General features: G+C 40.9%; 23 protein-coding genes. 18 read left to right on the top strand and 5 right to left on the bottom strand.

Annotated elements, in window-relative coordinates; all coding sequences use genetic code 11:
• Positions 1-88: 88 nt before the first annotated feature.
• The 4 genes from recO to AA0Y26_RS14430 all read left to right on the top strand — a co-directional run bounded on the left by recO (position 89) and on the right by AA0Y26_RS14430 (position 4,821).
• Complete coding sequence (gene recO / locus AA0Y26_RS14445) at positions 89-868, top strand: DNA repair protein RecO (RefSeq protein WP_413362787.1); 780 nt, start codon at positions 89-91, stop codon at positions 866-868.
• Positions 869-1,029: 161 nt separating this feature from the next.
• On the top strand, positions 1,030-2,532 hold the full coding sequence (locus tag AA0Y26_RS14440; RefSeq protein WP_413362786.1) for a spore germination protein: 1,503 nt from the start codon (positions 1,030-1,032) through the stop codon (positions 2,530-2,532).
• Entirely contained in the window at positions 2,519-3,622 is a 1,104-nt protein-coding gene (locus tag AA0Y26_RS14435) for a GerAB/ArcD/ProY family transporter (protein ID WP_413362785.1), read from the top strand. The genes AA0Y26_RS14440 and AA0Y26_RS14435 overlap by 14 nt, the downstream gene beginning before the upstream one ends.
• Positions 3,619-4,821 (top strand): Ger(x)C family spore germination protein, encoded by a 1,203-nt coding sequence (locus tag AA0Y26_RS14430; RefSeq protein ID WP_413362784.1) that lies wholly within the window; start codon positions 3,619-3,621, stop codon positions 4,819-4,821. The genes AA0Y26_RS14435 and AA0Y26_RS14430 overlap by 4 nt, the downstream gene beginning before the upstream one ends.
• A 106-nt stretch (positions 4,822-4,927) precedes the next feature.
• On the opposite strand, the gene AA0Y26_RS14425 is transcribed toward AA0Y26_RS14430, so the two are convergent.
• From AA0Y26_RS14425 to AA0Y26_RS14415, 3 genes are all read right to left on the bottom strand, one after another.
• Complete coding sequence (locus tag AA0Y26_RS14425) at positions 4,928-5,296, bottom strand: hypothetical protein (RefSeq protein ID WP_413362783.1); 369 nt, start codon at positions 5,294-5,296, stop codon at positions 4,928-4,930.
• An 80-nt stretch (positions 5,297-5,376) separates the two neighbouring features.
• Positions 5,377-5,844: a hypothetical protein gene (locus AA0Y26_RS14420; protein WP_413362782.1), complete on the bottom strand. Its 468-nt coding sequence runs from the start codon at positions 5,842-5,844 to the stop codon at positions 5,377-5,379.
• A gap of 229 nt (positions 5,845-6,073) precedes the next feature.
• The gene (locus tag AA0Y26_RS14415; RefSeq protein ID WP_413362781.1) at positions 6,074-7,462 is read right to left on the bottom strand and encodes a glycine--tRNA ligase; all 1,389 of its coding nucleotides are present in this window, start codon (positions 7,460-7,462) and stop codon (positions 6,074-6,076) included.
• A 419-nt stretch (positions 7,463-7,881) separates the two neighbouring features.
• On the opposite strand from AA0Y26_RS14415, the gene AA0Y26_RS14410 reads away from it, so the two are divergent.
• The 9 genes from AA0Y26_RS14410 to AA0Y26_RS14370 all read left to right on the top strand — a co-directional run bounded on the left by AA0Y26_RS14410 (position 7,882) and on the right by AA0Y26_RS14370 (position 16,213).
• Positions 7,882-8,520 carry a helix-turn-helix transcriptional regulator gene (locus tag AA0Y26_RS14410; RefSeq protein ID WP_413362780.1) on the top strand — a complete coding sequence of 213 codons (639 nt, stop codon included), beginning with the start codon at positions 7,882-7,884 and terminating at the stop codon, positions 8,518-8,520.
• Between the two features lie 9 nt (positions 8,521-8,529).
• Positions 8,530-9,348, top strand: coding sequence for a pyruvate, water dikinase regulatory protein (locus tag AA0Y26_RS14405; RefSeq protein ID WP_413362779.1), 819 nt, complete (start codon positions 8,530-8,532; stop codon positions 9,346-9,348).
• A 221-nt stretch (positions 9,349-9,569) separates the two neighbouring features.
• Positions 9,570-11,393: a DNA primase gene (gene dnaG / locus AA0Y26_RS14400; protein ID WP_413362778.1), complete on the top strand. Its 1,824-nt coding sequence runs from the start codon at positions 9,570-9,572 to the stop codon at positions 11,391-11,393.
• 33 nt (positions 11,394-11,426) lie between these two features.
• Positions 11,427-12,551 carry an RNA polymerase sigma factor RpoD gene (gene rpoD, locus AA0Y26_RS14395; protein WP_036157863.1) on the top strand — a complete coding sequence of 375 codons (1,125 nt, stop codon included), beginning with the start codon at positions 11,427-11,429 and terminating at the stop codon, positions 12,549-12,551.
• 298 nt (positions 12,552-12,849) lie between these two features.
• Positions 12,850-13,407: a hypothetical protein gene (locus tag AA0Y26_RS14390; RefSeq protein WP_413362777.1), complete on the top strand. Its 558-nt coding sequence runs from the start codon at positions 12,850-12,852 to the stop codon at positions 13,405-13,407.
• Positions 13,408-13,721: 314 nt separating this feature from the next.
• Positions 13,722-14,075 carry a cytochrome c550 gene (gene cccA / locus AA0Y26_RS14385; protein ID WP_413362776.1) on the top strand — a complete coding sequence of 118 codons (354 nt, stop codon included), beginning with the start codon at positions 13,722-13,724 and terminating at the stop codon, positions 14,073-14,075.
• A 93-nt stretch (positions 14,076-14,168) separates the two neighbouring features.
• Positions 14,169-14,864 carry a tRNA (adenine(22)-N(1))-methyltransferase gene (locus AA0Y26_RS14380; protein WP_413362775.1) on the top strand — a complete coding sequence of 232 codons (696 nt, stop codon included), beginning with the start codon at positions 14,169-14,171 and terminating at the stop codon, positions 14,862-14,864.
• On the top strand, positions 14,861-15,982 hold the full coding sequence (locus AA0Y26_RS14375; protein ID WP_413362774.1) for a Nif3-like dinuclear metal center hexameric protein: 1,122 nt from the start codon (positions 14,861-14,863) through the stop codon (positions 15,980-15,982). Before AA0Y26_RS14380 ends, AA0Y26_RS14375 begins: the two co-directional genes overlap by 4 nt.
• Positions 15,983-15,994: 12 nt before the next feature.
• Positions 15,995-16,213 carry a hypothetical protein gene (locus AA0Y26_RS14370; RefSeq protein ID WP_413362773.1) on the top strand — a complete coding sequence of 73 codons (219 nt, stop codon included), beginning with the start codon at positions 15,995-15,997 and terminating at the stop codon, positions 16,211-16,213.
• Between the two features lie 50 nt (positions 16,214-16,263).
• On the opposite strand, the gene AA0Y26_RS14365 is transcribed toward AA0Y26_RS14370, so the two are convergent.
• Together AA0Y26_RS14365 and vrrA are read right to left on the bottom strand one after the other, a co-directional pair.
• Entirely contained in the window at positions 16,264-17,232 is a 969-nt protein-coding gene (locus AA0Y26_RS14365; RefSeq protein ID WP_413362772.1) for a 4-hydroxy-3-methylbut-2-enyl diphosphate reductase, read from the bottom strand.
• 135 nt (positions 17,233-17,367) lie between these two features.
• Positions 17,368-17,907: a VrrA/YqfQ family protein gene (vrrA, locus tag AA0Y26_RS14360; protein WP_413362771.1), complete on the bottom strand. Its 540-nt coding sequence runs from the start codon at positions 17,905-17,907 to the stop codon at positions 17,368-17,370.
• 122 nt (positions 17,908-18,029) lie between these two features.
• Here vrrA and AA0Y26_RS14355 point away from each other — a divergent pair, with 122 nt between their 5' ends.
• From AA0Y26_RS14355 to glnA, 5 genes are all read left to right on the top strand, one after another.
• Positions 18,030-19,331 carry a DEAD/DEAH box helicase gene (locus AA0Y26_RS14355; RefSeq protein WP_413362770.1) on the top strand — a complete coding sequence of 434 codons (1,302 nt, stop codon included), beginning with the start codon at positions 18,030-18,032 and terminating at the stop codon, positions 19,329-19,331.
• 60 nt (positions 19,332-19,391) lie between these two features.
• Positions 19,392-20,303, top strand: coding sequence for a deoxyribonuclease IV (locus AA0Y26_RS14350; RefSeq protein WP_413362769.1), 912 nt, complete (start codon positions 19,392-19,394; stop codon positions 20,301-20,303).
• A 293-nt stretch (positions 20,304-20,596) separates the two neighbouring features.
• Positions 20,597-22,036, top strand: coding sequence for a D-alanyl-D-alanine carboxypeptidase/D-alanyl-D-alanine-endopeptidase (gene dacB, locus AA0Y26_RS14345; RefSeq protein ID WP_413362768.1), 1,440 nt, complete (start codon positions 20,597-20,599; stop codon positions 22,034-22,036).
• Positions 22,037-22,302: 266 nt separating this feature from the next.
• On the top strand, positions 22,303-22,632 hold the full coding sequence (locus tag AA0Y26_RS14340) for a MerR family transcriptional regulator (RefSeq protein WP_413362767.1): 330 nt from the start codon (positions 22,303-22,305) through the stop codon (positions 22,630-22,632).
• A gap of 28 nt (positions 22,633-22,660) precedes the next feature.
• Positions 22,661-24,016, top strand: a complete 1,356-nt coding sequence (gene glnA, locus AA0Y26_RS14335; protein ID WP_413362766.1) for a type I glutamate--ammonia ligase — start codon at positions 22,661-22,663, stop codon at positions 24,014-24,016.
• Positions 24,017-24,097 lie beyond the last annotated feature (81 nt).

The raw sequence follows: 24,097 nt of genomic DNA, 5'->3' as shown, positions 1-24,097 counted from the left end.
GTCTCGTAACAGGTGGAGCATGGAAGAGATGCTCCACCTGTTTTTTCGTGTATAATAGGAATATATAAGAGAGTAAGGACGGGTGTGCATGCTGCATAAATGGGAAGGTATTGTACTTAAATCAAGAGCATACGGTGAATCAAATAAAATTGTTACATTACTTACGCGTGAGGCAGGTAAGGTTGCGTGCATGGCACGAGGAGCGAAGAAACCAACAAGCCGGTTAGCCGGCGTGACGCAGCCGTTTATGCATGGTTCGTTTTTAGTACAGCGTACGAGCGGAATGGGCACCCTGCAGCAGGGAGAGCATTTTAATACAATGCGTACTTTGCAGACGGATATCATTGCAACAGCCTATGCCAGCTATATTGTTGAATTAATCGACCGGCTCGTGGAGGAAGGCAAGGAGGAACCATTTGCTTTTGAACTGCTGCTGCAGTCGTTAACAGCTATTGATGAAGGGTATGATCCGGAAGCGATTACGCTGTTTGTTGACTGGAAAATGCTGCCGTACACAGGTGTGCAGCCAATCCTGCATTGCTGTGCATCATGTGGAGCAGTGGAGGGGGAATTTGCCTTTTCGTTTACGCAAGGCGGCTTCCTATGTCATAATTGCTTTCATTTAGACCCTTATATTATTAGGCTTTCACCTACACAATTAAAGCTGATTCGAATGTTTTATACAGTGCCAATTGACCAGGTAGGAAAATTAGAGCTGAAGCCTCAAACAAAACATTTTATCAAGAAAATTGTCACGACTATCTATGAGGAGCAGACAGGTATCCGTTTGAAATCCCGTTCATTCATTGAACAACTTGAAAGGACGCCGCAGCTTCAACCGATACGTAAAAATGAAAAAGAAGAGTAATAGGGCTGTCATCCTGCCTCACTAACAAAGTGAGAGGAGGTGACAGCTTTTTTTATTGAAATTGGCAAGTCGGTTAAATTACTCCTGTCATTTTTGAATAGTGAGGGTGTATCAACCCATACTAACAAGAATGGTATAGATAAACAGGAAAGGATGTTTATATGTCACCTATTTTTAAAAAGAGTGCAGGCAGCAAAGAAAACAAGAGCTCTTTACCAAATAGTTCAATCATCCAAAAAGCACAATCGGTATACTTTACACCAAGCATAGAATATAATCTGGACCTATTTACATCCTTGTTACAGAAAGATGCGGATTTTCTTCTTAAAAGGTTTAAAGTTTTTGGAGAAATACCAGCTGTTCTTATATGTTTAAAATCGTTGGTTGACATGGAGAAAATTGAACGTGATATTATCAAGCAACTTCAAGATAAACAGCATCCTGAAAACGGTCATATATCTATTACAACATATGTTATGGAAGAGGTGCTCTACTATACAGCTGTTGGAAAAGTAAAGAACTTAGCAGCTGGTTTGGAATCACTGCTTGCTGGCAAGGCTCTTATATTTATCGAAGGAATCGAGCAAGCGATGGCATTGGATGTTTATACACAAGAAAAACGAAGTATTGAACAACCGGAAACAGAGCGAGTTGTTCGCGGCCCAAGAGATGGGTTCATTGAATCATTACAAACGAATGTTGCCTTATTACGTTATCGTCTTCCTGTACCTGAATTCCGTATCGAACAAAAGGAAGTTGGTACACGTACGAAAACCAAAATAGCAATCTGCTACTTAGATGACATTGTAAATCCCGAGCTGGTAGAAGAGGTACGCCAAAGAATCGATAAGATTGAAATTGATCGTATTCTAGACGCGGGTTATATCGAGCATTACATTCAAGACGATATAAACTCACCTTTCCCGCAAGTCCAAAACTCGGAAAGGCCGGATAAGGTAGTGGGGAATTTATTAGAGGGAAGAGTAAGTATCTTGGTCGATGGCAGTCCGTTTGCACTGATTGTACCAGCGATTTTTGTACAATTTTATCAAACAAGTGAAGATTATAATGAACGTTGGATTATTACATCGACGATAAGAATGATTCGATTAGTCGCTTTAGTATTTTCACTGACGTTTTCTTCCTTCTATGTAACAGTGTTATCTTTTCACCCAGAGCTCATTCCTGCTAACTTTCTTGTTGCAGCTTCGAGCGGGAGGCAAGGTGTACCGTTTCCGGTAGTGATAGAAGTATTAATTATGGAACTTGCTATGGAAATCTTGCGAGAAGCAACTGTACGAATGCCTCAACAGGTCGGTGGAGCATTGTCTATCGTTGGTGTATTAGTTGTAGGACAAGCAGCCGTACAAGCAGGATTTGTCAGCCCGATTACCGTTGTCATCATGGCATTGTCGACTATCGGATCATTCGCCACTCCGTCTTATAATGTAGCCACGGCATTAAACCATATGTTAGCGCTCCGCTCATTTGGTGTTCCGTATATGACGCCTTTTTCTCCGGGAAATTATCAAGAGTTAAAAGACTCTTTTCTGCGTTTTCCTATTCAGTGGACAAAAGGAAGGCCTGATCACCTTCAGCCTCAAAATGTGAAGCGGGTTAAAAGAAGGCAAGATAAGACGGGGGGGAGTAATGATGAAATCTAGCGATGTAGTGACACCCGTTCAACTTGCAGTAACGATAATAAGCACAATGATAGGTGTATCTCTATTAGGCATTCCTAATTTTGTGACTGAAAAAGTAGGGACAGCTGCTCCCCTTTCAAGCGTGCTCGGAGTCTTGATGGGAGGGCTTGGCATACTGGCTATTACCTTACTAGGCAGGCGGTTTCCTAAACAGACACTGATCGGCTATAATCAAAAGATTTTAGGAAAAAAACTTGGCAATTTTTTTAGTATTGTCATTATCCTCTTTTTTCTCATCTTGATGGGAGTGGAGACTCGGCATTTTGCAGAGGTAATCGTGGGATCGCTGCTCCCTGATACGCCTATTTCTATATCTATATTTTTTATGATTTTCTTATGTGCTTCGATCAGTTTTTTGAGTGTTTCAACATTCGTATATATTCATTTTTTTTACCTGCCTTTTATCATTATCCCGTTATTAATTATATTATTACCATCTATCAAGAATATTACCTTTTATCATTTGTTTCCTATTACGGGGCACGACGTCTCTATTGGCATGCTTTTTAGTGGAGGAATGAATGTCACACAAGCCATTTCAAATTTTATGGTAATTGCTATGCTGATTCCCTTTATGAAAAATCCTAAAAAGTGTGTAAAAAGCGGGATATGGGGTTATGTAATCGGCAGTCTCTTTTTTATCATGACAATTACAATCGCACTCGCTGTCTTTGGCCCTGAAGAAATGAAGCATTTATTATGGCCGACATTAATCCTCGGTCAAATGGTGCAAATACCCGGGGATGTATTATCGAGAGTCGATGCTATTTTGCTGATTGCCTGGATATTTGCTGTGTTTACCACGTTGTTTTCGTATTATTTTTTATATGTTCGCGGTGTAGCAGAGTTAGTTCGTTCTTCAAAATATCGATTGATTTCAAGCCTGGGGTTTCCTTTTGTATTTATTGTGGCATTATTGCCAAAAGATATTTACGAGGTGTATTACTATGTATTGGAAGTAACATTAGGGGGTCTTATTTTAACGATTATCTATCCTATGTGCTTACTCATCCTGGCCATTATTCGTAAACAAAGGGGGATAGCAGAGTGAAAAAGATAGGGATGATCACTGTAGTTTTTATAAGCTCATTTTTATTATCTGCTTGCTGGGATCGATATGAATTAGAAGAACGGGCCACCATTTTAGGATTAGCCATCGATTTGGGAGATGCTAGTGAAATGAGTAAACTACCTAAAGTCACACATCTAGAAGGTGAAGCTCCTGAAAGCGTCAGCGATACAGTATATAAAGTTACAGCTCAAATAGCTATACCAGGTAAAATTAAATTGGGCCCTGAGGGTAGCACGGGTGAAGGTTCTGAGAAAACAGCCTGGGTCCTTGAAGCATACGGTCATACAATGAGAGATGCATTAGCTACTATGCAGCAGCAGCTCGCTGAAAGACTATATTTGGGACATTTGCAGATTATTGTAGTCAGTGAGGATCTGGCAAGGCAAGGAATCCTAGATATTAGTGACTATTTAAGACGTAATTCTGAGGTAAGAAGAACAGCGTGGATGATTATCAGCGAGGGCGACGCCCATTCTATCTTAACAATTGCACCTCCTATTGAAACAGTACCTGCTTTATATTTAGCTGACACATTAGATAATGCCGTTCGATTTGGAAAATTGCCAGAGGAATATTTGGGGAAATTTTGGATTAATCTTTCCGATGTAGGGGTCGAGGCAATCATGCCACTTGTTAAACCTGTAGGCAATGACCGGATTTTTGTCAGTGGGTTAAGCTATTTTAATGAGGAAAAAATGGTTGGGAGTATGACGCCTTTAGAGATAGGTGCGTATTTGGCCCTGCTTGGAGAAGCTAAGGGCGGGTACTCTTTTATGGTTTCTTTAGATGAAGCGGTTTATATTCTAACCTCACATAAGAGGCGGTCTACTATAGAAGTGGAACTTCAAAATGGTAACCCATCTGCTGCCGTTGACATCCGTATCGAAGCGTATATTGACGAAGAAATTAACAATGGCAAGCTCAATGAGAAAAAAATTACGGAAATAGAAAAGGAAGCCAACACTTATCTAGAAGAAGTTCTATCAAAACTTTTAGAAAAATTACAGAGTGAGCAGTCAGATGTTTTTGGAATAGGGGCCAGAGTGCGTGCGAAATACAGTGATTACTGGACAGAGGAAGTAAAGACGGCTGTGAAATGGAGAGAGATTTATAAAGACATGGATATTAAAACGAATGCTCACATACAAATCAAACGAACGGGGATGGAATGGGAGTAAAAATATGAAATCTGACCTCTACACTTGATGGATACACTCATATTAAACAGACGGATTAAAAGTGAAAACCACCAGTAGTTATACTGGTGGTTTCAAGGGGAGACTATCAGAAGTTAGTCATTGGGATACGTGAAAAGGTTGATTTGTCTTCTGTGTATGATACAAGTGTTTGATTCAGCAATAAACGAATGCGGTTTACTATTAGGATGACATTTGCTTTGTAGCAGTCAGGGCAGTTTTTTTGAATTTCTTTGAAAAAAAGATTGAGAACGCGCAGTTCGGAAACTGATAAGCGTTTCAATTGGATTGGGACACCTTGCTTGGGAGATAAATCCTGCATAAGATTAGCGAAATGGATATTGCGCAAGCTTATATCTTCCAAGCTTAATATCATTCGAATTGCTAACGAACGATGTCTCATATGAAAAGTTTTTTGGATTAATGTATTAAGCACTTTATAATTCTTGGCTTGCATTTTTTTCACTCCTCTTTACAAGAGTATATTTACCCTGCATTTTGAATAAGTAATCATTCAAAAAATTGTTCGGGTTTGTTTTATTCAATTTGACATAGCATAGGGATGATCTCTTCTTTCAGCTCCTGGAAAAATACCGCTTCATCCTCCCTGGAAAAACAGAATGAGTGCCTAGCTTGATATTGCTCATAGCATTGCTCGATGGTTGTACTGGATAGACGAAAGTGATGATTGAAATGTTCCCTATCCCGCACGTCACATAAATACATATACCCTCTAGTCAAGCGATATAGCTTGTGATACATGTCCGACAGCGTTGTATAACGTTCCTGGTGAAAACGCCCAGGACTTGTGGAGACATTAATAAAACGGCGATGAATCTCCTTTGCTTGCTGGAGTGCTTCAAGTTTCATATTAGCAGTAAATAAGAGGTGATTTCGTGAATTGTGCTCAGGCAGGTCACGGATGAGACATGCTGTAACAATCTCTTTCATTTGGTCATATAAATCCCGTGTTACAATCGCTTTCTCCTTCGGTCGAAAGAACATATTCAACACTCCCTTATAACCTTTTTCATTTATTATAACTAATAATGGAGAGTTTTGTTCATTTTGTTCTTTTTATTTTTGTAAAATTCAGATTACAGGACATGAATGGATCTTGATCAGATGGTATATAAGCGATGGTCTAGCTGGATGAAATTTTATTTATGAGGTTTTTCATTACGAAGCAAAAAAAGAACTTGATCCGTTTCAGCAGATCAAGTTCTTCATCATATTAGAATTGTAAATGTTTTTCGATGTAGGCTTTTACATCTGCAATTGGCATGCGGATTTGTTCCATTGAATCACGATGACGTACAGTTACTTGGCCGTCTTCTTTAGAATCAAAGTCGTAAGTGATACAGAATGGTGTACCGATTTCATCTTGGCGGCGGTAGCGTTTACCGATTGATTGTGATTCATCATAATCAACTGGGAATGCTTTGCGTAGTTCTGCCCATACAGCAGAAGCTTCGTCTCCTAATTTTTTCGATAAAGGCAATACCGCAGCTTTGAATGGTGCAAGGGCAGGGTGGAAGCGTAATACGTTACGCACGTCGCCGCCTTCTAATTCTTCTTCGTCATACGCATCGCATAGGAATGCTAACGTAACACGGTCTGCACCGAGCGAAGGTTCAATACAGTACGGAACGTAGCGTTCGTTTGTTACTGGATCGATATAGGTGAAATCCTCACCTGAATGCTCCATATGCTGTTTTAAGTCATAATCTGTACGGTCAGCGATGCCCCATAGTTCACCCCAGCCGAATGGGAAGCGGAATTCGATATCGGTTGTTGCGTTTGAGTAATGGGATAACTCGTCATCTTCGTGGTCACGCAGACGCATTGAGTCTTCCTTCATGCCAAGGTTTAATAACCAATCTTTACAGAAGTTTTTCCAGTATGAATGCCATTCAAGGTCTTCCCCGGGTTTACAGAAGAATTCAAGCTCCATTTGCTCGAATTCACGTGTACGGAATGTAAAGTTACCAGGTGTAATTTCATTACGGAATGATTTACCGATTTGTGCAATACCAAATGGTGTGCGCTTACGCATAGAGCGCTGAACGTTTTTAAAGTTTACAAAAATACCTTGTGCTGTTTCAGGGCGTAAGTAAATTTCGTTTGATGAAGATTCTGTAACACCTTGGTGTGTTTTGAACATTAAGTTGAACTGACGGATATCTGTCCAGTCATTTTTCCCACAGTCAGGGCAGTTGACTTCTAATTCATCCATCTTCGCTTTCATTTGGTCGAAACTCATACCATCGACGATAATTTCTTTCCCTGTTTTTGTTAAAGAAGCATCTTCGATCAATTTATCTGCACGATGACGTGCTTTACAAGCTTTACAGTCGATCATCGGGTCGTTGAAATTACCAACGTGACCAGAGGCTACCCACGCACGTGGATTCATTAGAATCGCAGCATCTAAACCTACATTATGTTCAGATTCCTGAACGAATTTTTGCCACCAAGCCTTTTTTACATTGTTTTTCAGTTCAACACCTAGTGGACCATAATCCCATGTGTTTGCCAGACCACCGTAGATCTCAGAACCCGGGAAAACAAATCCTCTCTGCTTTGCTAAGCTGACGATTGTTTCCATTGATTTTTGAGCCATCAAATATTCCTCCTATTTTTGAACCGGTAGACGGAAACAAAAAAGCACCCGTCCACCGGACATATGATATGCCCGGGGACGAGTGCGTATCTTCTACACCCGCGGTTCCACCCCGCTTGCTTTTCAGGAAATGCCAAGCGTTTTCGTGAATAGAAAAACACATGTCCATAAAAAGCCTCTTTCAAAAAGTCAGCTCGCGGGTGCCGTTTCATTTTTCGAGTGCAGGCTTCCACTATCCCTGCTCGCTGATTATTTGAAAAATTACTTATATCCCGTTCATCGCCTATTTAATCTATACTGTAAATATGCAATAAAACTGTATCGGTGTCAATACAGAACCTTCAGGATTTTATTCTTAGCAATCCCTTACAAAATAGTATATAATAATAATGGAAAAAGTATAACATTATTTGAGGCGGGTGAGTCCAATAGAACTCAATAAACGTCAGGACGCCATTTTACAAATTGTAAAGGAGAATGGCCCAATTACAGGTGAACATATTGCAGAGCGCCTTAATTTAACAAGGGCTACCTTAAGACCGGATTTAGCAATTTTGACAATGGCGGGCTTTTTAGACGCAAGACCACGTGTAGGATATTTTTATGCCGGTAAAAAGAATACCGTTTCCTTAACAGAGTCGATGATGAATTTAAAAGTAAAAGATTTTCAGTCTATGCCGGTCGTAGTATCTGAAAATATGATGGTTTATGATGCAATTTTGCACATGTTTTTAGAAGATGTGGGTACGCTGTTTGTGGCTGATAAGGACAATCACTTGCAGGGCGTATTGTCTCGAAAGGATTTGCTTCGTACAAGCATCGGAAGTCAGGATCTAAATAAAATCCCAGTCAATATTATTATGACGCGCATGCCAAACATTGCGTATTGTGAAAAAAAGGATTCGCTCATAATGGCAGCGAAAAAATTAATAGAACGTGAAATTGATTCCTTACCTGTAGTGAATGAAACAGAAGAGGGTCTTGAAATTGTAGGTCGTCTAACAAAAACTAGTGTTACGAGGGCGTTTATTTCACTAGCGGAAACGCATGAGCTGTAGGTGTAACGCATGGAGAAATTACGTTTTTTTGTCGTGTCTGATTCAGTCGGTGAGACAGGGGACCTTGCAGTAAAAGCAGTCGTCAGTCAGTTTAGGCCACATTTCGAACAGGTAGAGATCCGGAGATTTCCTCACATTCATGGGGTGGATCATCTACAACAAATTATAAGTATTGCTCAGAAACAAGATGCTATCATTGTTTACACACTTGTCGAAAAAGAGTTGCGCGCAGCATTGTATGGCCTAGGGGTCAAACACAATGTTGCCGTAATTGATTTACTTGGTCCTATGATGGATTTATTGGAGAATAAGATAAAGCAGAAACCGCTAGAACAGCCAGGTATTGTTCACCAGCTAGATGATTATTACTTTAAAAAAATCGAAGCAGTGGAGTTTGCGGTAAAATATGACGATGGACGTGATCCAAGAGGAATTCTACTGGCAGATATTGTATTAGTAGGGGTATCCCGTACGTCTAAAACACCGCTGTCACAGTATTTGGCAAATAAACGATACAAGGTGGCAAATGTTCCGCTTTTACCGGAAGTAGATCCGCCTGCTGAATTATTTAAAGTAGATCCTAAAAAATGCTTTGGTCTAGTTATTTCGCCTGGGCAGTTGAATAATATCCGCAAAGAGCGTTTAATGGCCCTAGGTTTAGGGGAAAGTGCGACATACGCACAGCATGAACGTATAGAAGAGGAGATTGCCTATTTCTATAAAGTTGTGGAAAAAGTCGGCTGTGAGGTAATTGATGTTACGAATAAGGCAGTTGAGGAGACAGCTAACTGCATTATTGATAGAATAGAACAAGAGAAGATGCTTTAAATCCTTAAAACCACCTCGACTAAAGGAGGAGGTTTTTTTAACGTTGACTAGTAAAAAAATATGGAATTATTTTGCGAATTGTTTTATAATAATAAAATTGTGGTAAAAATACTCACATAGAGACGATAGTGTGAAAAATGTTAAATTTTTTGTCGAAATTTAAAGGGATTTTTCATTTTATCTCGAATTGTGTTTAAGGACAAAAAAAGAATGGTGATAACATGACTGGGAAAATTCCTGAACATTTAATTGAGCAGATTCGTTCACAGTCCGATATAGTCGATGTCATCAGCGACTATATGCAGTTGACGAAGAGAGGTCGTAACTGGTTTGGGTTATGTCCATTCCACGGTGAGCAGACTCCCTCTTTTTCAGTGTCCCAGGACAAGCAGATTTTTCATTGCTTTGGTTGTGGAGCAGGAGGGAATGCCATTACCTTCGTAATGGATATAGAAAATATTCCTTTTCCAGATGCATTGGCCAAGCTGGCAGAACGAGTCGGTGTACAGGTAGATGTGCAGCCGCAACATACGGATGGAGCAAAAGGTCTTTCTCCAGCAGAAGTGAAAATGCGGGAGGCACATGAGTTTGCGACCGAGTTTTATCATCATTTGCTTGTCAACACAGAAGACGGGGAGCAGGCATTAAATTATTTAATGGAACGTGGTTTTACACGCGAGCTCATTGACACTCATAAAATCGGCTGGGCTTTACCTAAATGGGATGCTCTTGCAACACTTCTCGAACGTAAAGGTTTTACTTTAGAGGATATGGCAACATGCGGCCTAATTATTCATAAGGAAAGCGATAATAGTTATTTCGATCGTTTCCGAGGCCGAATAATGTTTCCAATTCGTGATGAAAACGGAAAGGTAATTGCGTTTTCAGGGCGAATCTTAAATAGTGATGCAGATGAAGCAAAATATTTAAATAGTCCGGAATCACCGATTTTTCATAAAAGTCAGGTTCTCTATAATCTCGATAAAGCGCGCGCATCGATCCGCAAGACGAGAAAGGTCGTCTTAATGGAAGGATTCATCGATGTGCTGGCTGCAAACCGAGCCGGTGTACACAATGCTGTCGCAACGATGGGTACGTCACTCACACCTCAGCATGTCCAAAAGCTCAAGCGCTTAGTGGAGCAAATTACGATTTGCTATGATGGGGATAATGCTGGTTTTGAGGCTGCCAAACGTGCGGCGGAGATGTTACATGTGGAAAGGCTGAAAATTGAGGTTGCGGTATTACCTGATAAACTCGACCCGGACGATTACATCAATCGTTACGGAGCCGAGAGCTTTACCAATCAAATATTAGAAAAACCGTTTGCCTATATTGCATTTATGATGATGCATGCAAGACGGGGTAAAAACTTCCAGTTTGAAAATGATACGTTCCAATACATTCATGAGGTGCTTGGACATTTAGTCGGAAAAACGTCTCCAATCGAGCGGGATCTATACATTAACCAACTCGCAAAAGAGACGAACATTACGAAGGAAGCAATTGAAGCCGAGTACCGCAAGTTTGAAGCGGAGCAAGTGAAGCATCATAAACAAACTGAAAAAAAAATAGGGCTGGTAAATCAGCAGCTTCCTGCACAAACTAAACCATTGACTGCTACAGAGCGTGCAGAACGCCTGTTACTTGCGCATATGCTTCATAATGTATATGTTGTTGACAAAATTTTGAACAGCGACGATCCAGCTCCGTTCATCCGGGATGATTATAAGACAGTTTTCATTAAGCTGGTTGGATTTTATGAGGAATATTCCTCTTCTGACTATCATCGTTTTGTTGAGGGGTTGGAGGAAGCTGAGCTCCGTAAAATAGTAATGGAGGCAGCCTTAGTGGAGCGGGACCCTGACCATGGTGATCAGGAAGTGGCTGATTGTCTGAAGCATATAAAGAAATACCGCATCCAAATGGAAATAGACAATTTAATTCATGAAAGTAAAGAAGCGGAGAAAATGTTTGATTATTTACGTGCTCGTGATTTGGTTGCTAGGCAGATTCAATTAAAGCGGCAGCTAGCAAGCATGTGATCCGATTCGGTTTGCATAGAAGGAGGAAGGTTTATGGCGGACAAGTCAGAACGTTCGAAAGAAACAGGAAATGAACTTACTTTAGATGAGGTGAAAACTCTTCTTAAAGCTAAAGCGAAACAAGATGGCGAAATTTCCATGAAAGAAATTTCAGAGAAGCTTGCATCATTTGATTTGGATACTGAAGAAGTGTTTAATTTCGCAGATGAAATTGAAAAGAATGATGTGCAAGTGGAAGGCAAGGAAGAATTTGAGGAAGAGGCGCTGTCAAAACAAGAAGCAAGCGAAGAAGCATTCGACTTAAATGATTTAAGTGTTCCTCCTGGTGTGAAAATTAATGACCCAGTTCGCATGTATTTAAAAGAGATCGGCCGTGTTGACTTACTATCTGCAGAAGAAGAGATTCGTCTAGCAGAGCGTATTGAACAAGGTGATGAAGAAGCACGTAAACGTCTAGCAGAGGCAAACTTACGTCTTGTTGTCTCGATTGCTAAACGTTATGTAGGGCGTGGCATGCTCTTCCTTGATTTAATTCAGGAAGGGAATATGGGCTTAATTAAAGCGGTTGAAAAGTTTGACCACCGAAAAGGATTTAAATTCTCGACATATGCTACTTGGTGGATCCGTCAGGCGATTACACGTGCGATTGCCGATCAGGCACGTACAATTCGTATTCCGGTTCACATGGTTGAAACAATCAATAAATTAATCCGTGTTCAACGTCAGTTACTGCAAGATCTAGGCCGCGAACCGACACCGGAAGAAATCGGTGAAGAAATGGATTTAACACCGGAAAAGGTACGTGAGATTTTAAAAATCGCACAGGAACCAGTTTCTCTTGAAACACCGATTGGGGAAGAGGATGATTCGCACTTAGGAGACTTCATTGAAGACTCAGAAGCCCAATCACCTTCAGACCACGCAGCTTATGAATTATTAAAGGAGCAGTTAGAGGACGTATTAGACACGTTAACAGACCGTGAAGAAAACGTTCTGCGCCTTCGATTCGGGTTGGATGATGGACGTACACGTACACTTGAAGAAGTGGGTAAAGTTTTCGGTGTCACACGTGAGCGTATTCGTCAAATCGAAGCAAAGGCTTTACGTAAATTACGCCATCCATCTCGCTCAAAACGTCTAAAAGACTTTTTAGAATAGGGTTTATTCAGCACCTTAAGAAAAATTTCTTAAGGTGCTTTTTTTATGAAGCAGATGATTTCAGCGAAGTGAGAGGCCGTATGAAAAACTCTTTCCACTTACTGACTCACAGTACGCTCAATTCGCATGCCTATATAAAGTATAAACATTTGTTCTATTTGAAAAGAAGAAAACTTATGCAATTAGACACCTGAAATTGGGTCGTCATATAGTATGTTGTTACTTTTTACGGATGTCGAATTGCGGCGGTATCTATTAGAATAGTTTTATAAAACATATAAATTCTGGAGAATCGTCTATGGCAAATCAACGTAAACAAATTATTATTAATGAAATTGCTTTTTGGAAGCAAAATAAACTATTGCCAGAGCATTACTGCGATTTTTTAATGACCCTTTATACAGAAGGAGAGTATCAAGGGAAAGAAATGATCGGTGATGCAAAGCAGTCCGTAAAAGCGCAGGAAAAACGGAAAGGAAGATGGGTTTTTATTCTCGTTCCTGTTTTAGCCATTCTCTTTTTTGCATTATTATTTACAATTGAGACGATATGGCTGATTAGTATTCCAGCAGGGCTGCTGGCTGCAGCAAGCATAGCTGGCGCATTTTACTATGCCAAGAAAAAGGAGCTATTAGCGCCTATATTATATATAAGCGGTGCTCTTATATTATTTGGGCTTTCGGTCAAACTAAGTTTAGCCTATTTTCCTGAAAACAATACCGCTTTATACAGTGTCCTCATCGGAAATTGTTTATTTTGGTTGTTGTCCGGGATGACAATGAAGCTCATTTACTTTACGGTTTCAGGAATACTTGGTTTCCTCGCTATCATTATCTATATGGGTGTAAATATGTAAAACAATGGATTACAAAAGCAGTATAACTTATTCAAGTGCTGTAAAATGAAGAATTTACAGAGATTTATTAATTTTTTAATTATATCAATATAACGGTATGACCTATTTCATCTGTTTTCTATACCTATTGTTTCCATGGAGAGGTTATTTAATCCAGTAAAAGGGTAATGACGCATAAATGTCAAAATTGTTACAAAGGGAAGAAAAGTTGGTGTTTAGGTCTTTTCGTTTCCTCGCTAATGCAGTACAATAATGATTGTTGAAATGATTCTATATTTATAGAAGAAGCTTTTAAATGAGGGAGGGTACACACTATGAGAAACAATCCACTTATTCCTTACGTTCTTATCATGGCATTCGGTATCGGACTTATTTTCTTCATGTCATTAGATGGAGCAGGAAGCAAGGATGAAGCACATGAAGCAGGCGAAGGCGGCGGTGAAACTACAGACGTAGCAGACATCGATGCAGCAGCAATCGTACAAAAATCTTGTGTCGGCTGTCACGGTGGCGACTTAACTGGTGGCATGGGTCCAGCTTTAAATACAGGTTTGGATGCTGAACATGTAAAAGAGGTAGTAATGAATGGTCAAGGCGCTATGCCTGCAGTCATTCAAGATGAAGCAGAGGCGCAAGCTGTTGCTGACTACATCGCTGGTTTAGAATAACCCAACTGAAAAATCCTTAGTCGTTTAGGCGACTAAGGATTTATTTTTTTATATAATGGTTTTGATACGGAATTAGAAAAGTGAGGGGTATATATGAACGCACAAAAGCTTTCAAAACGTCTAGAAGCAGTAGCATCGTTTGTGCCAACAGGTGCTGTATTAGCAGATATAGGGAGTGATCATGCGTATTTGCCGTGCTATTTGGTACATAAAGAGGTCATCAGCCGTGCAATCGCTGGAGAAGTAGTAAAGGGACCTTATGAGTCGGCTGTACGTCAGGTGCGTACGGAGGGATTGACAGAGAACATCACTGTGCGTTTAGCAGATGGGCTTGCTGCCGTACATCCGAATGATAAGGTGGATACGGTGACCATTGCTGGTATGGGAGGGCCGTTGATTGTTTCTATTTTAGAGAAGCATCCTGAGGCGCTTGAAAATGTCACACGACTTGTCCTGCAGCCAAACATTCATGCAAAAGTAATTCGGGAATGGGCATTGCAAAATGGCTGGGCTATTTTAAATGAAGAAATTTTGGAGGAAGACGGCAAGGTATATGAGATTCTTGTCCTGCAGCGAGGAGAAGAAACACTTACAGAAGCAGAAATTCTACTTGGCAAACAGCTAATCGCTGCTAAGTCCGAAGTATTTATAGAAAAGTGGACGAAGGAAATAGCCAATTGGGAGCGAGTTCTGCAATCCATCGAAAAAGCAGAGGCTACCCCTGATATCGAGAAAAAACGTGCAGAACTACATTACCTGATCAGATTAGTTAAGGAGGTACTGGCATGAAAACAGTAAATGGACATGAAATCATTCAACTTTTTGAAAGCTGGTCACCGAAAAAATATGCCTGCATGCCGAACGATCCGATTGGGCTGGCGATCGGCACATTAAACAAGCCTGTTTCAAAGGTATTGGTGACATTGGATGTTACACATGCAGTGGTAGATGAAGCGATTGAAAATGGATGTGAATTAATTATCGCACACCATCCCCCTATTTTTATGAAACTGAGCAATCTTCGCACGGACAACCCTCAAGGGCAGTTGTATGAAAAATTATTGAAAAACGACATAGCGGTTTATGCCGCTCATACTAATTTGGATGTAGCACCAGGAGGAGTGAACGATCTGCTTGCTGAAGCGCTCGGACTTGTAGAAAGCCGGATTTTAGAGCAGACATTCAGCGAGCAAATGATGAAACTCGCTGTCATCATTCCAGCCGCAGATGCAAAAGAAATGCGAAGCGTGCTTGCAAAAGCGGGAGCTGGGAAAATTGGCTTATACGATCATTGCAGCTATACACTTAGTGGAACTGGACGTTTTCGTGTATTAGAAGGAGCTGATCCATATTTAGGGGAAGTAGGGGAAACAGAAGTAGCAGACGAAGAAAAAATTGAAGTGGTTTTCCCAGAAAGCATGAAAAATAAAATACTAAAGGCTATGCTGAATGCTCATCCGTATGAGGAACCTGCGTATGATTTATGGTCTCTCGATATCGCAGTGAATGAACAGGGGCTTGGACGCATCGGTAAACTGGAGGAGCCGATGACTTTACAGCAGTTTGCGGAACATGTAAAGGCAAAGCTGGACGTTCCAGCGCTGCGTGTAGTAGGTAACCTTGAAACATCGGTACAAAAGGTGGCAGTCATCGGAGGAGATGGTAATAAGTATATCCGTACAGCAAAGTTTGCGGGTGCTGATGTATTTGTAACAGGGGATATCGGATTCCATGTTGCGCAGGATGCTGAAGTAAGTGGACTGAATATTGTGGACCCGGGACATCATGTCGAAAAAGTAATGATTAAAGGGGTAGCAGAAAAAATGGGTAAGATGTGTGCCGAGAAAAAGCTGCCTGTTGAATTTATGCAGTCTGCGGTTCATACAGAACCATTTAAATTCATCTAAGGGGCATTTGAAATGAATGAGAAACAAGCAGTAAGCAATGGGAAAATGTGGCTTATTATCGGCGTAGCAATTGCCGTAATTGGGCTACTATTTACAATAGCAATGAGTGTCGTAAGCAGCCAAAATATCGATCGTCTCGTAACACAGTGTGAAAATAGCGGTGGAGCGGCTGATGTAGTAAAAAAAGGATTTATACTTACGACAAGCTACGAATTTACCTGTAAAAAGTGAAAAAAGGGACCTGTTCGATAGAATTAGCTTATCGGACAGGCCCCTTTCTATTAATATGGCATTATTTTTTCGACCGGTTTCGGCTCTTTGATTTTCGGTAGAATTTTATCAAGTGTTACCGTACGGACAATGTCATGTGTAGACGGATCGTTTTTATCGAACTTCTCTAGGAAGTTGATCACTTCTTTTACGATCGGTGTAGGTGTGGAAGCTCCAGCAGTCACCGCTACCTTTTCAATATTCATCAGCCATTCAACTTTCAACTCGGAAATATCTCCGATTCTGTAAGAAGGTGTACCTGCAATTTCGACTGAGACTTGTGTCAAACGGTTAGAGTTGTTTGATTTTGGATCCCCCACAACAATTAGAAGTTCAGCATTTCCTGCTTGCTCTGCAACAGCTTCCTGGCGTACCTGTGTTGCTAGGCAGATTTCTTTATGCACTTCTACATGAGGGAATTTCTCTTTAAGACTTTCCATTAGAAAGGCTACATCCCATTGACTCATTGTCGTCTGATTTGTTACAAGAATCTTTTTGTTCTCAAGTTGTAATGTATCAATATCCTTCATTGATTGGACAAGATGTACATGGTCTGGAGCAACGCCGATTGCACCTTCAGGCTCTGGATGTCCTTTTTTTCCGATATAAATAATGTCATACCCTTCAGCTGATTTCTCGCGGATTAAATCATGTGTGACTGTAACGTCCGGGCATGTCGCATCAATTGATACAAGACCTTTACGCTTGGCAATTTCGCGAATTTCAGGGGAAACCCCGTGCGCAGTAAAAATAACTGTTCCTGTTTCTACCTTTTCAATGATATCTTTTCGATTTTCGCCGTCCAGTGTAATGATACCGTCCTGCTCAAAGGCATCTGTTACGTGTTTATTATGAACAATCATCCCTAAAATGTAGATTGGTCGGGGTAATGTTTTATCAAGTGCTGCATTGCGCGCAATCACCATGGCATCAACTACGCCATAGCAATAGCCGCGTGGATTAATTTTAATGACTTCCATGCTTCGAACTCCTTTCAAGCTTGTCTCTTTCATTATAACGGAGGCTGTTCATTAATACAAAGAAACTATTTATAAAGCGGAAACGGTCAGTAGGTGAGGAAAGTAAAAAAGGAGGTCTCGAAAGGAGGCCTCCTGTTATGGTTGGTAGATTTTTGGGAGAGAAGGTCTAGGTGTGTTATCTACAGGCTGACTTCTTGAGCGTGAAGCAGAGCTGCTAAAGGAGGAACCTGGTGCTCCAGCTGCAGCGGAGGTTGCGGCAGTAGTTGCTGAATTTGTTGCGGATACATCAGGCATGCTTTGGAATCCTTTGTATAGTTTGAAGAGAGCAGGTAGGTTTTTTAGCATTGGCATAGCCTGTTGAACATATGGGGCATACGTTTGTGCAGTTTGCATAAACTGACCTGTAGATTGTAAAAATTGCTCGATTCGGGATGGTGAGGCGGCTGCTCCAGCAGCTCCAAGCGCTCCAGCAGCTCCAACTGCCCCAGCCGCATTCGGCATGTTGCCCATGTTCGGCATGTTCGGCATGTTCGGCATATTACCCATATTTGGCATGTTCCCCATGTTCGGCATTTGAGGCATCTGTGGCATTTGCGGCATATTCGGTATATTATTGGGCATATTCGGGGGACCCATCGGCATTCGATATGGATTGTTTCGATAAAACGGATACATGCTTTTCTCCTTTCGTTCGCATTAATAATTGACGCAATGCTTGATTAAAGCTATCATATGCAAATGGTCTACTAAATGTCCGTTTCATGTTACAATAGGAAAGATGTTAGAGGAGTGAGTAAATGTCAAAATACACAGATTATCAACTTAAACCATTTTTGCAGGACGCCATTGCAGAACTGGGTTTTAAAGAACCGACACCAATTCAAAAAGAAATGATTCCGCTCGTATTAAAAGGAAAAAGCGCGATTGGACAAGCACATACGGGTACAGGAAAAACACATAGCTTTTTATTACCGATTGTCGAACGGATTGAAGAGGGAAGACAGGAAGTACAAGCGGTGATCACATCTCCTACGCGTGAACTTGCGCAGCAGATTTTTGATGCGCTTCAGCAGCTGATTGAAAAAACAAATATTCAGGCAAAACTGTTTATAGGCGGAACAGATAAACAACGTTCTATCGATAAATTAAAAACACAGCCTCATATTGTGGTAGGAACGCCAGGGCGTATTAAAGACTTGGTGAAAGAAGGCGCACTTCTTGTGCATACAGCCCCAATATTAGTAGTAGATGAGGCAGATCTTGCGTTTGATATGGGCTTTATCGAAGATATCGACGGCTTTGCCTCTCACATGCCGGAAAAGCTGGAAATGTTCGTTTTCTCTGCAACTATTCCTGAGAAGCTTCAACCTTTCTTGAAGAAGTATATGGACTCTCCTGTTCATATTCAGATGAATGATAAGCGGCCTGTAGCAGAAAATATTGAGTTTGTGCTGGTTCCTGTACGTTCAAAGTCTCGTAATTCACGTTTAATGGACGTTATTAAAGGGATTAATCCGTTCTTGGCGGTTATTTTCTGTAATACGCGTAAGACGGCTGAGCATGTCGCCGGATACTTGGCTGAGCAAGGTGTACGGGCAGGTCAAATTCACGGAGATTTAAGTCCACGCGATCGTAAAAAAATGATGAAACAAATCCGTGATCTAGAGTTCCAATATATTGTAGCGACAGACCTTGCTGCACGCGGCATCGATATTCAAGGAATCTCCCATGTAATTAATTATGAAATACCGGAAGATCTTGAATTCTTTATCCACCGTGTTGGCCGAACAGCACGGGCAGGGAATAAAGGAACGGCAATTACGCTTTACCAGCCTGAGGATGAAGATGCACTGGCTCGAGTTGAAAAAATGGGTATTCCATTTGTGCAAAGAGATGTGAAAAATGGTGAATGGACGGATCTAAAAGACCGTCATCAACGTAAAAACCGTGTGAAGCATGAAAATGAAATTGACTTAAAGGCTAAGGCGTTAGTTCGTAAGCCGAAAAAGGTTAAGCCGGGTTACAAGCGTGCGATGAAGTGGGAAATGGATAAAATCAAAAAACGCGAACGCCGCATAAAAAACCGCGGAAAAAAATAAAAAAAGATATTTAATGGAAAAGCCGATCCTCGGCTTTTCTATTTTTAGGAGGAGTAGCAAATGCTGATTGGTTCACACGTTTCGATGAGTGGAAAGAAAATGCTGTTAGGTGCCAGTGAAGAGGCTCTTTCTTATGGTGCTAATACATTTATGATCTATACGGGTGCTCCCCAGAATACGCGCCGTAAATCGATTGCCGAATTGAATATTATGAACGGGCTGTTTCATATGAAAGATAATGGCATATCAAATATTGTTGTGCATGCACCTTATATCATTAATCTTGGTAATACAACAAAGCCTGAAACATTTGAATTAGGTGTTAATTTCCTTCAGGAGGAAATCAAACGCACAGCTGCCCTTGAGGCAACTCAAATTGTCTTGCATCCAGGCGCTCATGTTGGGGCAGGAGTGGATGCGGGTATCGCTAAAATTGTAGAAGGGCTGAATGAAGTACTGACGGATGAACAGCCGGTACAAATTGCCCTGGAAACAATGGCGGGTAAAGGCTCCGAAATTGGCCGAACATTTGATGAACTGGCTCGTATCATTGACGGAGTCACACATAATGAGCGTCTATCAGTATGTATGGATACTTGTCACATACATGACGGTGGCTATAACATCATAGAGGATTTTGACGGAGTACTGAATGAATTCGATAAAATCGTAGGTCTAGACCGCCTGAAAGTATTGCATATCAATGACTCAAAAAATGTCCGCGGGGCTGCTAAAGACCGTCATGAAAACATCGGTTTTGGTGAAATCGGTTTTGAAGCATTGAAGTATATTGTGCATCACCCACAACTGTTGCATATCCCAAAAATTTTAGAAACACCTTTTGTCGGAACAGATTCGAAAAATAAAAAGGCACCGTACAAAGCGGAAATTGCCATGCTTCGCGATGGCGTATTTCGCCCTGAAGAAATAGAAGTGCTCCGGGGAGAAAAAGAGGGCCTTCTGAATTTATAATTCGGCTCAATCCTGAAATCCGTTCTTGCCAAAGGGAAAAAGCACATGTTTAGGTGCAGAGCTTATAATTTTAATAATTAACTTTTTTAGATGATCGAAAGTGCCGTTATCAGGTATTTTCGATCTTTTATTTTGTATGTGTTCTTTAGCTGGAAGCTTATATACCTATAAAATTGTACAGAATGGTTAGGATAAGGTTAGTATGAACTGCATTTTGGGAAGAGGAGTAAAGGTGTGTATTTTTCTTGAAAAATTTCCACCGATAGATGGTATAGTAAAGCTGGAGGGATGATATGAAAAAGAAAATTTTAATTGCTGTACTGACGTTTGTCATGGCCTTTATATCGGTATGGATGCCTTCGCAGGTAGATGCATCTATGAACCTGAGTGGGGCTGTTAGCAAAAGCTTAGGCAATGCAGGAGTAGGAGTTTCCGTAAGAGACGGGGATACGGGCCAAATAATGTATGAGTATTATGGAAATACCGCAAGGAAACCAGCATCGAATATGAAGCTGCTGACGGGAGCAGCTGCCCTGTCCTTGTTAGGGGAGAATTACCGTTATGAGACTACGTTATACATAGATGGCTATATGTCAAATGGCATATTGAATGGTAATGTTTATTTAAAAGGCAGTGGGGACCCGACTCTGCAATACAGTCAATTGACTACATTTGCCACAGCTTTGAAAAATTATGGTATTCATAAGGTGAACGGCAATCTTTATGGAGATGAACGAATTTTTACTGGTGAGCAGTTGACTCCCGGGATTGCTGCAGAAGATGAAAGCGATTATTTTGCTGCTCGAACAACTGGGCTTGTTCTGTCACCAAATGACGATTTTGACGCAGGGACAATTATAGTGCAGGTGACTGGCGGAACGGCAGGAAAAAAGCCAGCTGTTCAAGCATTGCCAAATACGATGGGTATGACGCTTTCTAATAATGCAACAACAGGCAGTAAAGGAACGCGTAATACATTGTCAATCAAACGGAAATACGGGACAAGTCAAGTTGTCATTTCAGGAAATATCCCAGCAGGAAGCTCCGTAAAGGAATGGGTTAGCGTCAACAATCCAACCATTAATACCATGTATGCAATGCAGCAAGCGATGAAAGATCGCGGTATTGTCTTTGCAAAGACACCGGCTATTGGGAGAGGAGCCGTTCCTCAGGGAGCTACACGTATTTACACAGTGAAGTCTCGTACTTTAAAAGAGATGTTCCCTGCCTTTATGAAATTAAGTAATAACAGCATGGCAGATATTTTTGTAAAGACCTTGGGTGTAGAAGCCTATGGAAAAGGGGATACACAGACAGGGGTAAAAGTTCTGCTGGAGTATGGTGAATCAATCGGCTTAGACATGGAAAACTGGTCATTTGAAGACGGTTCAGGGATGTCCCATCAAAATCGGATTTCTCCAAATGGCTTTACGGCACTTCTCTATCATGCACGTGGAATGCAGGCATATGACACGTATTACAGCTCATTACCGCTTGGAGGGGCAAATAACCGGCTCGTAGGCGGTTCGCTGCGTACGCGATTTACGCTTTCTGCTTATCAATACCGGGTTGCCGCAAAAACGGGGCATATTACAGGTGTCTACACTTTGTCGGGTTATGTAAAGGCAAAGTCAGGTAAGACCTATATTTTCTCCATTATGACGGAGAATCAAAGAAACTCTACTATTACAGGTATAGATGCTGTTGTGTCGCATATCATAAATCATTATTAACAAGAAATCGAATTGATTGGCTAGCTCAATCAGTTCGATTTTTTTTTGCGTGAAAATGTGACAAAAATTCGTCTGAAAAAATGTTGAATGATTGCGAAGGCAAACATAAACAGTCCTTTGAAGTATTGATAGAGCAGGGTTTACCTTATTGATATCAAAAATAGATAAAATTGTTCGAAAAGAGCTATGTTATAAAAACTAACATTTCGTTGCTGTCAGAGCTTACATGTATTATTGTTAAAAATGTGAAAGGCGAGGTGATGTAAATGTTCAAACAAGTTAGAAGAGCTATGCCGGTCCTTCCAATCAGCACAGTCATACAATTGACGAATTTAACCGCAAGACAAATTCGCTATTACGAGGAGCACGAGCTGATTATACCAGAACGTACAGAGGGAAATCGCCGCATGTTCAGTCTCGATAATATTGATGAATTACTGGAAATTCAGGAACTGCTGGAGCAAGGTATCAATATAGCAGGCATTAAAAAAATATTTGCTCTAAAAAAGGAAGCAAAAAAACGTACATTCCGCGGAATGGATTTGGATGAATTGGATTTTCGGTCAATTGTCCAAAAGGAACTGCAGCATTTATAGAGTTTACATATATTAGGGGGATAAGAATATGACAGTACAAGTAGAGAAAAAAGGAAAATACACAAAAGAGGATATTCAAAAGCTCGTAATTGAAAAACAAGTGAAATTTATTCGTTTGCAGTTCACTGACATTTTAGGAACAATCAAAAATGTAGAAATCCCTGTCAGCCAATTAGAAAAAGCACTAGACAATAAAATGATGTTTGACGGTTCATCTATCGAGGGATTTGTGCGTATTGAAGAATCAGATATGTATCTTCGACCAGACTACGATACATTTATGATCTTCCCGTGGACAGCAGAAAAAGGGAAGGTAGCACGACTGATCTGTGATATCGCTCGTCCGGACGGAACGCCATTTGAAGGAGACCCGCGTTCTAACTTAAAGCGTGTACTGAAGAAGATGGAGGATTTAGGGTTTACAGGGTTTAATTTAGGGCCGGAACCAGAGTTTTTCTTATTTAAATTAGATGAAAAAGGGCAGCCGACATTGGAGTTAAATGATGACGGAGGTTATTTTGACCTTGCACCGACAGACCTTGGTGAAAATTGCCGTCGTGATATTGTTCTCGAACTTGAAGAAATGGGTTTTGAAATTGAAGCTTCTCACCATGAGGTAGCACCTGGGCAGCACGAAATCGACTTTAAATATGCAAATGCAATAGAAGCATGTGACAACATCCAGACATTTAAGCTTGTTGTAAAGACAATTGCGCGTAAGCATGGTCTGCATGCGACATTTATGCCAAAACCATTGTTTGGAGTCAATGGCTCGGGGATGCATTTCAACCTTTCTCTTTTCAAGGGAGAGGAGAACGCTTTTTATGATGAAAAAGCAGATTTGCAATTATCCGACACTGCACGTCACTTTATGGCAGGGGTACTAAAGCACGTACACGGATTCACGGCAATTACTAATCCGACAGTAAACTCCTACAAGCGTCTGGTTCCTGGCTATGAAGCGCCATGTTATGTAGCATGGTCTGCACAGAACCGCTCACCGCTTATTCGTATTCCAGCTTCTCGCGGGCTGTCAACTCGTATTGAGCTGCGTTCTGTTGATCCATCAGCTAACCCATACTTAGCAATGGCTGTTATTTTAGAAGCCGGTCTTGATGGGGTAGCGAATGAGCTGACACCTCCAGCGCCAGTAGATCGTAATATTTACGTAATGAATACAGAAGAACGCAAACAGCATGGTATTGATAATCTCCCTCCTTCATTAGATGCAGCATTAGAAGCACTGTCAAAAGATGAAGTTGTTATCGCTGGACTGGGAGAGCATATCTACGAAAATTTCAAAGAGGCAAAAGAAATCGAATATGATATGTTCCGCACGACTGTTCATCCTTGGGAACGGGAGCAATACATGAAAATGTATTAAAAAAACAAAAATGCGTATGCAGGCTCTAAAATTTAAATATTAATTTTAAACAAGAAGCAAAGGGCAATCCGAAAAGTTTTC

Source organism: Lysinibacillus canaveralius (genome assembly GCF_047301505.1).
Taxonomy (GTDB): domain Bacteria; phylum Bacillota; class Bacilli; order Bacillales_A; family Planococcaceae; genus Lysinibacillus_B.
The sequence above is the reverse complement of the archived record's forward strand: the minus strand, read 5'-3'. Positions and strand labels throughout refer to the sequence as shown.

Excerpts from the sequence above, each read along its gene's own strand:
- AA0Y26_RS14420 (WP_413362782.1), bottom strand. The coding sequence starts at position 5,844 with ATGTTCTTTCGACCGAAGGAGAAAGCGATTGTAACACGGGATTTATAT.
- AA0Y26_RS14375 (WP_413362774.1), top strand. The coding sequence starts at position 14,861 with ATGAAAACAGTAAATGGACATGAAATCATTCAACTTTTTGAAAGCTGG.
- AA0Y26_RS14390 (WP_413362777.1), top strand. The coding sequence starts at position 12,850 with ATGGCAAATCAACGTAAACAAATTATTATTAATGAAATTGCTTTTTGG.
- AA0Y26_RS14435 (WP_413362785.1), top strand. The coding sequence starts at position 2,519 with ATGATGAAATCTAGCGATGTAGTGACACCCGTTCAACTTGCAGTAACG.
- dnaG (WP_413362778.1), top strand. The coding sequence starts at position 9,570 with ATGACTGGGAAAATTCCTGAACATTTAATTGAGCAGATTCGTTCACAG.
- AA0Y26_RS14405 (WP_413362779.1), top strand. The coding sequence starts at position 8,530 with ATGGAGAAATTACGTTTTTTTGTCGTGTCTGATTCAGTCGGTGAGACA.
- AA0Y26_RS14355 (WP_413362770.1), top strand. The coding sequence starts at position 18,030 with ATGTCAAAATACACAGATTATCAACTTAAACCATTTTTGCAGGACGCC.
- AA0Y26_RS14440 (WP_413362786.1), top strand. The coding sequence starts at position 1,030 with ATGTCACCTATTTTTAAAAAGAGTGCAGGCAGCAAAGAAAACAAGAGC.
- dacB (WP_413362768.1), top strand. The coding sequence starts at position 20,597 with ATGAAAAAGAAAATTTTAATTGCTGTACTGACGTTTGTCATGGCCTTT.
- cccA (WP_413362776.1), top strand. The coding sequence starts at position 13,722 with ATGAGAAACAATCCACTTATTCCTTACGTTCTTATCATGGCATTCGGT.
- AA0Y26_RS14425 (WP_413362783.1), bottom strand. The coding sequence starts at position 5,296 with ATGCAAGCCAAGAATTATAAAGTGCTTAATACATTAATCCAAAAAACT.
- recO (WP_413362787.1), top strand. The coding sequence starts at position 89 with ATGCTGCATAAATGGGAAGGTATTGTACTTAAATCAAGAGCATACGGT.
- AA0Y26_RS14365 (WP_413362772.1), bottom strand. The coding sequence starts at position 17,232 with ATGGAAGTCATTAAAATTAATCCACGCGGCTATTGCTATGGCGTAGTT.
- AA0Y26_RS14370 (WP_413362773.1), top strand. The coding sequence starts at position 15,995 with ATGAATGAGAAACAAGCAGTAAGCAATGGGAAAATGTGGCTTATTATC.
- AA0Y26_RS14340 (WP_413362767.1), top strand. The coding sequence starts at position 22,303 with ATGTTCAAACAAGTTAGAAGAGCTATGCCGGTCCTTCCAATCAGCACA.
- AA0Y26_RS14415 (WP_413362781.1), bottom strand. The coding sequence starts at position 7,462 with ATGGCTCAAAAATCAATGGAAACAATCGTCAGCTTAGCAAAGCAGAGA.
- AA0Y26_RS14380 (WP_413362775.1), top strand. The coding sequence starts at position 14,169 with ATGAACGCACAAAAGCTTTCAAAACGTCTAGAAGCAGTAGCATCGTTT.
- AA0Y26_RS14350 (WP_413362769.1), top strand. The coding sequence starts at position 19,392 with ATGCTGATTGGTTCACACGTTTCGATGAGTGGAAAGAAAATGCTGTTA.
- vrrA (WP_413362771.1), bottom strand. The coding sequence starts at position 17,907 with ATGTATCCGTTTTATCGAAACAATCCATATCGAATGCCGATGGGTCCC.
- glnA (WP_413362766.1), top strand. The coding sequence starts at position 22,661 with ATGACAGTACAAGTAGAGAAAAAAGGAAAATACACAAAAGAGGATATT.
- rpoD (WP_036157863.1), top strand. The coding sequence starts at position 11,427 with ATGGCGGACAAGTCAGAACGTTCGAAAGAAACAGGAAATGAACTTACT.